At 40.0% G+C, this 9,524-nt stretch carries 8 protein-coding genes; 7 read left to right on the plus strand and 1 reads right to left on the minus strand.

All coding sequences use genetic code 11. The features are described 5' to 3' along the window. Positions 1 to 141: 141 nt before the first annotated feature. Positions 142 to 555: a large conductance mechanosensitive channel protein MscL gene (gene mscL / locus ACTQZM_RS11125; protein WP_171302455.1), complete on the minus strand. Its 414-nt coding sequence runs from the start codon at positions 553 to 555 to the stop codon at positions 142 to 144. A gap of 211 nt (positions 556 to 766) precedes the next feature. Between mscL and yfmF the strand changes: the two genes are divergently transcribed. From yfmF to rny, 7 genes are all read left to right on the plus strand, one after another. Next, on the plus strand, positions 767 to 2,032 hold the full coding sequence (gene yfmF, locus ACTQZM_RS11130; protein ID WP_441653807.1) for an EF-P 5-aminopentanol modification-associated protein YfmF: 1,266 nt from the start codon (positions 767 to 769) through the stop codon (positions 2,030 to 2,032). After that, a complete protein-coding gene (gene yfmH / locus ACTQZM_RS11135) occupies positions 2,025 to 3,314 on the plus strand; it encodes an EF-P 5-aminopentanol modification-associated protein YfmH (protein ID WP_441653808.1) in 1,290 nt (429 codons plus the stop codon). The genes yfmF and yfmH overlap by 8 nt, the downstream gene beginning before the upstream one ends. 187 nt (positions 3,315 to 3,501) lie before the next feature. Then, complete coding sequence (locus ACTQZM_RS11140) at positions 3,502 to 4,440, plus strand: helix-turn-helix domain-containing protein (protein WP_441653809.1); 939 nt, start codon at positions 3,502 to 3,504, stop codon at positions 4,438 to 4,440. Between the two features lie 110 nt (positions 4,441 to 4,550). Continuing rightward, entirely contained in the window at positions 4,551 to 5,129 is a 579-nt protein-coding gene (gene pgsA / locus ACTQZM_RS11145; protein ID WP_026209940.1) for a CDP-diacylglycerol--glycerol-3-phosphate 3-phosphatidyltransferase, read from the plus strand. A 64-nt stretch (positions 5,130 to 5,193) separates the two neighbouring features. Beyond that, positions 5,194 to 6,441 carry a competence/damage-inducible protein A gene (locus tag ACTQZM_RS11150; RefSeq protein WP_441653810.1) on the plus strand — a complete coding sequence of 416 codons (1,248 nt, stop codon included), beginning with the start codon at positions 5,194 to 5,196 and terminating at the stop codon, positions 6,439 to 6,441. A 113-nt stretch (positions 6,442 to 6,554) separates the two neighbouring features. Next, entirely contained in the window at positions 6,555 to 7,601 is a 1,047-nt protein-coding gene (gene recA, locus ACTQZM_RS11155) for a recombinase RecA (protein ID WP_322389102.1), read from the plus strand. A gap of 217 nt (positions 7,602 to 7,818) precedes the next feature. Beyond that, positions 7,819 to 9,378 (plus strand): ribonuclease Y, encoded by a 1,560-nt coding sequence (gene rny / locus ACTQZM_RS11160; protein ID WP_248625541.1) that lies wholly within the window; start codon positions 7,819 to 7,821, stop codon positions 9,376 to 9,378. The last annotated feature ends 146 nt before the right edge of the window (positions 9,379 to 9,524 follow it).

A 9,524-nucleotide genomic window follows, 5' to 3' on the forward strand; every position in this document is an offset into this window, starting at 1 on the left:
ATTAAGATAAGCATTTACAACTTGCTTTTTAAACTCAAAAGAATATTTGGACATAAAAATACCGACCTCCAATTGTTAGATTTTATGGTCTAACTTTTGGGGGTCGGTACATAATGATTGGGCTAGGTTTTTTTATCTGGATTATTTTGCTTGTTCTTTTAATAAATCGCGAATTTCAGCAAGGTAATCTTCGGCAGTTGGTGCTGGATCGGCAACCACTTCTTCTTTCTCTTTCTTGCGAGCACTTTTCGCTTTGTTGGCAGCTTTCACAATAGTAAATAACACAAAACCAGTAATAATAAATGTAATAATTGCACTAATTACTAAACTAAATTGGAAAGTTACACCCTTAACAGGAGTCCAGTCAAGCACTGATAAGGCACCTTCAAAATCCTTTGTACCAGTGATTAAAGATACGACTAAACCTACTAAAGGTGTGATTAAACCGTCAACCACGTTTTTCACGATAGCAGTGAAGGCACCCCCAATAACGATACCCACGGCCATGTCTAAAACGTCGCCTTTCATCATAAACTCTTTAAACTCTTTTAACATACCTTTCATTTTCAAACCTCTTTCAATAATTTTTTATAAAAATATTATATAAGAATGCTTGTGAAATTTGCAATTGATAAGGCTTGCAAATACAAGATCTTTTCAGATTTAAGGCACAAAAGGCGAGGTTTTATAAAAAATGTGTTATAATTAATCCAAATATCATTTTGCAATAGTTTTATTTAAAAGAAACCGATTTAGGAGGGGTTCTATGCTTGAGTTACAAGAGGGAGTTACTTTAAGTGTAATTCCGACACAAAAATTCAAGACTGTACGTATTTTTATTCGTTTTACGACTACGCATGAAAGACGTCTAGCTAGTCAGCGTACTTTGCTTACTAGTGTGTTAGAAACGAGCAGTGCCAAATATCCACGCCAAACGGATTTAAGTGCCCAATTAGCGCAAATGTATGGGGCTAGTTTTGGCATGAATGTGACGAAAAAAGGCAATCTACATCAATTAAATGTAGCGATGAGTCTCGTTAATGGGAAGTATCTTTCAGATGAGCGCTTACTATCTGATGGGGTGGATTTTTTAGAAGAGGTGCTTTTTTCGCCATTAACCAAAGATGGATTGTTTGATGAGGCGACCTTTGAGTTAGAAAAAGCGAATTTAATCGAATATATCGAAAGTGTACAAGAGGATAAACAGGCCTTAGCTGGGGTGAAATTACAAGAGTTGTATTTTGACTCCTCCAGTGATCAAGGTGTACCTAGCTTTGGTTTGGCTCAAGATTTGCGTGAAACAAGCAATGCCGATTTGATGAAAGCTTATCAAAAAATGATGTCAGAAGATCAAGTGGATATCATTGTAGTCGGCGATGTCACCCAAGAAGAGATGGTACAATTATTTAGCAAGTGGCCTTTCAGTCAAACCAAACGTGTCCAACCAGACATTTTTTACCACCAAGATTTTCGTCCAGTCGTTTCTGAACAAGTCTTGCGCGAAAATGTCACGCAGTCTAAATTGAATTTGGCGTATCATACCGATATTTACTACACAGATGAAGAGGTTTATGCCTTAACGGTGTTTAATGGTTTGTTTGGCGGCTTCCCACATTCGAAATTATTTATGAATGTGCGTGAAAAAGAAAGTCTTGCTTACTATGCGTCAAGTAGTATCGATTCATTTAGAGGGCTTGTGACCGTGCAGACTGGAATTGATGGTCAAAATCGGGAAAAAGTCATGCATTTAATTAGTGAGCAATTAACCGCTTTAGCCCGAGGAGACTTTTCTCAGCAAGCTTTACTACAAACCAAGGCGATGATTCAAAACCATCTCTTGCTTTCACTGGATAATGCTCAGGCGTTAACCGAAATGGAGTATCTCTACACTTGGCTGCCAAATACACGTAAAACACCAGAAGAATATATCGAAAAAGTCATGCAAGTCACCAAAGAAGAGGTACAAGAAATCGCGAAAAAACTGCGTCTCCAAGCGGTCTTTTTCTTAGAAGGAAGTGAAAAGCATGCATAAAAAACGTTACGAACAAATCAATGAAACGTTATACTATGAACGATTAGATAATGGCTTGAAGGTCTATCTATTGCCAAAAGAGGGATTTCATAAGACGTATGGATTATTTAGCACAAATTATGGTTCGATTGATAATCATTTTGGCTTTAAAAATCAAGCCTTGCATCAAGTGCCAGATGGGATTGCCCACTTTTTAGAGCATAAGATGTTTGAAAAAGAACAAGGCGATGTGTTCCAAAAATTCGGCGAGCTCGGTGCTTCCGCCAATGCCTTTACGAGTTTTACGAGAACGAGCTATCTTTTTTCGGCAACCAATCATATCAAGGAAAACTTAGATACGTTACTTGATTTTGTCCAAGAGCCTTATTTTACCCCTGAGACAGTTGAAAAGGAAAAAGGCATCATTGGTCAAGAGATTCAAATGTATGATGATGATGTAAATTGGCGCCAGTTCTTTGGCATGTTGCGCAATTTATATCCAAATCATCCAGTGGGTATTGATATTGCAGGGACGGTGGACAGTATCGCTGAAATTACGGCCGATGATTTGTACTTGTGCTACCAAACCTTTTATCACCCAAGCAATATGACCTTGTTTGTCGTGGGCAATATCGATGTCGATGAGACGTTTGCCTGGATTAAAGCCAATCAAGATGCGAAGACTTTTGCGCCGATTCAAGAGATTGTCCGCGTCTTTCCTGAGCAAACCTATGAAGAAGTCGTCTCTTACAGCCAGCTAAAAATGCCCGTGAATCGCAGTAAGTCGGTGTTAGGAATCAAAGGCTTGCCACAAAACTTGCCACAAGATCCTAAAGAAAGAATGATTTTTAGAAGTGCGCTCCATCTATTACTCCAAATGCTTTTAGGCAACACTTCTGAGAATTTCTTGCGCCTGTATAATGAGGGGATTATTGATGATACGTTTGGCTTTGAGTTTAACTTAGACCGCGAGTTTCACTGTGCGCTTTTTTCATCAGATACGGACAAATTAGATGCTTTCGAGCAAGAAGTGAAGCGAATCGTCCTAAATTATCGCACAGATCCAAGTGTTAACGAGGAAAATCTCGCACTCTTGAAGAAGAAAACACTTGGCAAATACTTCCAATCGTTGAATTCTTTAGAGCATATTGCCAACCAATTTACCCAAGATTTATTTGGCGAGTTGACCTTGTTTGATATGCCAGACATCATTAAAGGCATTACATTAGAGGATATCTATCAAGCAGCGGATCAATTTATATGTGAAGCCGGTTTTAGTCGCTTCGATTTAATTCCAGAATAAGCTATATAAGTGGCGTCTTTCATTGCAAAGAGGTCACTTTTTTTGGTACATCGATGGCACACAGTAAGCGAAATGTTAAATTTTTTGAAAATAGTTTAAATTTTTGATGGAAAATTACAGGAAAATGCCGCGATTTGTGATATTCTAAGAGAGCTAAGAATTTTTAACAGACTGGGGTAGATAGTACGTGGGTAACGAAACAATCATTGGTGCAACATTGAGAGAAGCCCGTTTAAATAAAAAGATATCATTAGATGAATTGCAACAAATGACCAAGATTCAAAAGCGCTATTTGGAGGCTTTGGAGCAAGGTGCCTTTGACCGCTTGCCAGGGGATTATTATGTGCGGACCTTTATCCGTCAATATGCTCAAGCGGTGGGGATTAATGGCGAGAAATTAGTGGCGGCTTTTGATGGCGATGAGGATCAATTGTTGCCAGAATTGCCAAAGCGTGAACAAGTGGCAGAAGTTCAAAGTACCCGAACACAGGTGCACACCCAAATGAGCCGTCGTGGCAAACAAAAAGACTATATTCCGATTATTGTATTAGGTAGTATCGCTTTGGTTATCTTGATTATTGTCGGTTATACGACTTTACAAGATTATAAGAGTACGTCGATGATTGAAGCGCCAAGCAGTGTGGAAAAGCAAGCAAGTAGCAAATCTTCTACTAGTCATACTTCTTCAAGTAGTAGCACAAGTGAAAGTACTAAAGAAAGTAGCACGACTAGCACGACCAAAGAAGAGAAGAATAAGCTAGAAATGTCTGTGACCCAACTTTCGGCAGTCCAAGCGCAAGTGGCTATCAATCAAGCCAAAGCACCGATTACCTTCCAATTTAAAGGCGTCAATGGTCCTTGTTGGGTAGGGGTGATGGTTAATGGTAGCTATTTATATCAATATACTTTGCAAGCCGGTGTCGAACAAACCTACACACTGCCTGATCAAGTGACACAAGGGACGATTGTGTTAGGGGCAAGTGACAATGTCGAGATTCAAGTCAACAGTCAAAAGCTAGATTTCAAGAACCCTGCTTATAAGGTAACGAAAAAGAATCTAGACTTTATCATCAGCTATCAAAATCAAGGCACCCAAGCCAATCAAACAACGACACAAGCACAATAAACGTATTTTTGTAAATAAAATGGAAAAATTCACGCATTTCATGTATAATTTGGAAATGTAATTATCAATTAAAGTGATGCCAATAAGGATTTAGAAAGACGGTGTAAGTGTTGAATTTACCTAATAAGTTAACGGTTTTACGTATTTTTATGATTCCGTTATTCATCATTATGTTAGCTGCGCCTATTCATTTAGGCAGTATCGAAGTCATGGGACAAACATTATTAATCACGCATTTATTAGCAGCCATTATTTTTGCGGTGGCGAGTTTTACAGACTGGTTGGACGGTCAGATTGCCAGAGCGCGTGGCTTAGTGACCAACTTTGGAAAATTTGCCGATCCACTAGCCGATAAGATGTTGGTGATGACAGCCTTCATTTTATTAGTCGAGTTAGGCAAGGCACCAGCTTGGGTCGTGGCGATTATCGTGTGTCGTGAATTAGCAGTGACTGGTTTACGTCTCTTGCTAGTCGAACACGGCGAGGTCATGGCAGCAGCGTGGCCAGGCAAGATTAAGACCGCAACGCAGATGTTTGCGATTATTTTCTTGTTATTGAATAATATTCCTTTTGCGGCTTTGAATATTCCGGTAGACTTAATCTTATTATATGCATGTCTAGTGTTTACCATTTATTCAGGAGCAGATTACTTTATCAAAAACAAGGATGTATTTAAAGGTTCAATGTAATTTAAAAAAGGTTCAGAAGTTTTCTGGCCTTTTTTTCGTATTTAATAAGTAGAGGTGAAAATGCATGAATGCAGAAATCATTGCAGTCGGAACAGAGATTTTGATGGGGCAAATCGTGAATTCTAATGCGGCCTATCTTTCAGAGCAATTAGCCAATTTGGGGATTAATGTTTATTATCATGTCGCAGTCGGGGATAATGAAAAGCGATTGACGGCCTGTCTTGAGCGCGCCAAAAGTCGGAGTGATTTAATCGTGCTTTGTGGTGGTTTGGGGCCTACGCAAGATGATTTAACCAAGCAAACTGTAGCCAAATTTGTCAATCAAGAATTAGTCTATGATCCAGCAGGGCATGCACGTTTGATGGATTATTTTGCCAAGACCAAGCGCGAAATGACCGAAAATAATTTATTACAAGCCCTCACTTTTAAGGATGGTCGGGGTATTGCCAATCCAAATGGGCTAGCGGTCGGTATTTATTATGAAGATAACGATTATACTCACTATTTATTATTGCCTGGGCCACCGCGCGAGTTAAAGGCGATGTTTCGTCAAAATGTTGTGCCACTTTTGCGTGAAATCAATCCGCAAGATACGAAGCTCTATTCTCGGGTGTTGCGTTTTTATGGGATTGGCGAATCGCAGTTAGTCACGCTTTTAGCTGATTTCATTGACCATCAGACTAACCCAACGATCGCTCCTTATGCCAAAACCAATGAAGTGACGTTGCGCCTAACAGCCAATGCACCTAGCCAAGATCAAGCGGATAGGTTGCTTGATGAATTAGAGGAGAAAATTCAAGCTTTGGCCGGTGCTTACTTTTATGGTTATGGCGATGATTTTTCTTTAGCCGAGGCGATGATTGCCCAATTAAAAGAAAAAAAACGGACAATCAGTGTGGCTGAGAGTTTGACAGCTGGACTATTTGCTTCCACTTTAGGACAATATCCGGGGGTATCACAGGTCTTTAAAGGCGGCGTGGTCACGTATTCGCTTGAGATGAAGGCGGCTTTATTAGATATTGATGCCGATTATTTACGAGAAGTCGGGACGGTGAGTGAAGCTTGTGTCACCTTAATGGCTAAAAATATGCAGAAAAAAGCGCAAACGGATTATGCCATTGCTTTTAGTGGCGTGGCAGGACCGGATCCATTAGAAGGCCAAGCAGTCGGAACGGTCTGGATGGCTTTGGCGACACCAAATGGGGTACAGACCTATTGCAAACAGTTCCCCCATGGCCGCAATGAAATCCGCCAAGCCGCTGTCATGTTTGGGCTAAATCTCGTTTACCGTGCGCTTTTAGCTGAAGCATAGAGTTTGAAATAAAATCGAATGCTTGTTCGTTTTTGCTTGCATTTTTACCTAGAAACGTTTATGATAAAAATGAGTTTGAATCGCGTAGAAGGATTCATGAAAGGGGAAGAATTATGGCCGATGATCGTAAAACAGCCTTAGATGCTGCATTGAAAAAAATAGAAAAAAACTTTGGTAAAGGCTCTATCATGAAGCTTGGTGAAAAAGCTGACCAACAAATCTCCACCGTACCAAGTGGCTCGCTAGCATTAGATGTCGCTTTAGGAGTAGGGGGTTATCCAAGAGGGCGGATTATTGAAGTATATGGCCCAGAAAGTTCTGGTAAGACGACGGTTGCTTTACATGCGATTGCCGAAGTTCAAAAACAAGGCGGAACTGCAGCCTTTATCGATGCCGAACACGCTTTAGATCCAGCCTATGCCAAAAAGCTAGGCGTGAATATTGACGAATTACTTTTATCACAGCCAGATACCGGTGAACAAGGTCTAGAGATTGCCGATGCCCTTGTTTCTAGTGGCGCGGTCGATATTATTGTCATTGACTCAGTTGCCGCTTTAGTGCCACGTGCCGAAATCGATGGCGAAATGGGGGATACACACGTTGGGTTACAAGCCCGTTTAATGTCTCAAGCCCTACGTAAGTTATCCGGTACGATTAACAAGACGAAGACTATTGCGATTTTTATCAACCAAATCCGTGAAAAAGTCGGTGTGATGTTTGGTAATCCAGAAACCACACCTGGTGGACGTGCCTTGAAGTTCTATGCGACCGTCCGTTTAGAAGTGCGTCGTTCTGAACAATTAAAACAAGGTAGCGATATTGTCGGTAACCGTACCAAGATTAAAGTCGTGAAAAATAAAGTGGCGCCACCATTTAAAGTCGCTGAAATTGACATCATGTATGGTGAAGGAATTTCTCAAGAAGGGGAATTACTAGATATGGCGGTCGATGTTGATTTAGTTGATAAGAGTGGTGCTTGGTATTCGTACAATGGTGAGCGAATTGGACAAGGTCGCGAAAATGTCAAAAACTATATGAAAGATCACCCAGAAATGGTTAGCGAGCTTTTAGCTAAAGTTCGTGATGCCTATGGTATTGGTGATGGTACGACCATTGAAGCGACAGAAGAAGCCGAACAAGAAACATTAGATTTAGAATAATGGATTTTTAAAGACCTCAAGAGCCTCGATTTTTTGGTGCTTGAGGTCTTTTTGTGTAACAAAGCACAAGTTTTTAGAATAGCGATTTTTAAGTTGACACACTAAGTTGGAAACATTAGAATAAAACTGTGTATATTATTATGCACCTAAGTAGATTCATTTATTCTGAACAAGATTTAAAACTACATTAAAAAAACGATAGTATGGAGGTGATTCAATGGTACTTTACATTCTCCTCGCTATCATCGTGGGGTTGGTTGTCGGTTTAGGGATTGGAATTTTTGTTGCGAATACTCGTCATACCAAAGAGATTGCTGATGCGCAAAATTCGGCTGTTGGGATTATCAACGCGGCGAATAAAGAAGCTGAAACTCTGAAAAAAGAAGCTCTATTAGAAGCCAAAGAAGAAAATCAAAAGTATCGCAGTCAGATTGAAAGCGAACTCAAAGAAAGCAGACAAGAATTAAAATCACAAGAAAATCGTTTGCTTCAAAGAGAAAAGCTTTTAGATCGCAAAGATGACTCATTAGAAAAACGTGAGCACACTTTAGAAGGCAAGGAAACAAAACTTGCAGCAAAACAACACGTTATCGATGAGCGAGAAAAAGAAGTTGAAAAGTTAATTGAACAACAACAAACAGAATTACAGCGCATTGCTGAATTAACTAAAGAAGATGCCGCACAAGTCATCATGAAACAAACAGAAGAAGAATTAAGCCATGAGTTAACAATGATGGTGAAAGAATCTGAACAGCGCGCCAAAGAAGAAGCGGATCGTAAGGCGAAAAACTTACTTTCATTGGCTATCCAACGTTGTGCCGCTGACCAAGTTTCAGAATTGACAGTTTCTGTGGTCAATCTGCCAAATGATGAGATGAAAGGTCGCATCATTGGTCGTGAAGGACGTAATATTCGTACCCTTGAAACATTAACCGGGATTGATTTAATTATTGATGATACACCTGAAGCAGTGGTGTTATCCGGATTTGATCCGATTCGTCGCGAAATTGCTCGCATGACACTTGAAAAACTGATTCAAGATGGCCGTATTCATCCAGCGCGTATTGAAGAAATGGTCGAAAAATCACGCAAAGAAATGGATGAAAGAGTTCGCGAATATGGAGAACAAGCTGCCTTTGAGGTGGGTGCACATACCCTACATCCTGATTTAATCAAGATTTTAGGTCGTCTACATTTTAGAACAAGTTATGGACAAAATGTGTTAAATCACTCAGTTGAAGTCGCTAAATTAGCAGGCGTCTTAGCTGCTGAATTAGGTGAAGATATCCAATTAGCCAAACGTGCCGGTCTTTTACATGATATCGGTAAAGCGCTCGATCATGAAATTGAAGGCTCACACGTGGAAATTGGTGCCGAATTAGCAGCGAAATATCGAGAAAATAAAGTGGTCGTTAATGCCATTGCTTCTCACCACGGTGATACCGAAGCAACTTCTATCATCTCTGTTTTAGTAGCTGCAGCCGATGCTTTATCTGCTGCCCGTCCAGGTGCTCGTAGTGAATCATTAGAAAACTACATTCGCCGTTTGGAAAATCTAGAAAACATCTCCAATAGTTTTGAAGGAGTGGAATCTAGTTTTGCTGTACAAGCAGGTCGTGAAGTCCGCGTAATGGTTAAACCAGAAGAAATATCAGATTTAGACGCAGTTCGCCTAGTTCGTGACATCCGTAAGAAAATTGAAGATGAATTGGATTATCCAGGTCATATCAAAGTTACGGTTATCCGCGAAACTCGTGCTGTGGACTATGCAAAATAAATAATCTCACCAGTCTAGCAAAGTGGCTAGGCTGGTTTTTTGGCTCTTTGTCAAGTAGTGTTGTTGGCAATTAAGTCAATTGGAGAGAAAGTTATTTTATGAATGCTTTCTCTCTTTTTTTATTTTCTTTCTTCAATCGATGCTTA

The organism is Enterococcus cecorum (assembly GCF_052119425.1).
GTDB lineage: Bacteria > Bacillota > Bacilli > Lactobacillales > Enterococcaceae > Enterococcus_E > Enterococcus_E cecorum_C.

Excerpts from the sequence above, each read along its gene's own strand:
- mscL (WP_171302455.1), bottom strand. The coding sequence starts at position 555 with ATGTTAAAAGAGTTTAAAGAGTTTATGATGAAAGGCGACGTTTTAGAC.
- yfmF (WP_441653807.1), top strand. The coding sequence starts at position 767 with ATGCTTGAGTTACAAGAGGGAGTTACTTTAAGTGTAATTCCGACACAA.
- yfmH (WP_441653808.1), top strand. The coding sequence starts at position 2,025 with ATGCATAAAAAACGTTACGAACAAATCAATGAAACGTTATACTATGAA.
- ACTQZM_RS11150 (WP_441653810.1), top strand. The coding sequence starts at position 5,194 with ATGAATGCAGAAATCATTGCAGTCGGAACAGAGATTTTGATGGGGCAA.
- recA (WP_322389102.1), top strand. The coding sequence starts at position 6,555 with ATGGCCGATGATCGTAAAACAGCCTTAGATGCTGCATTGAAAAAAATA.
- rny (WP_248625541.1), top strand. The coding sequence starts at position 7,819 with ATGGTACTTTACATTCTCCTCGCTATCATCGTGGGGTTGGTTGTCGGT.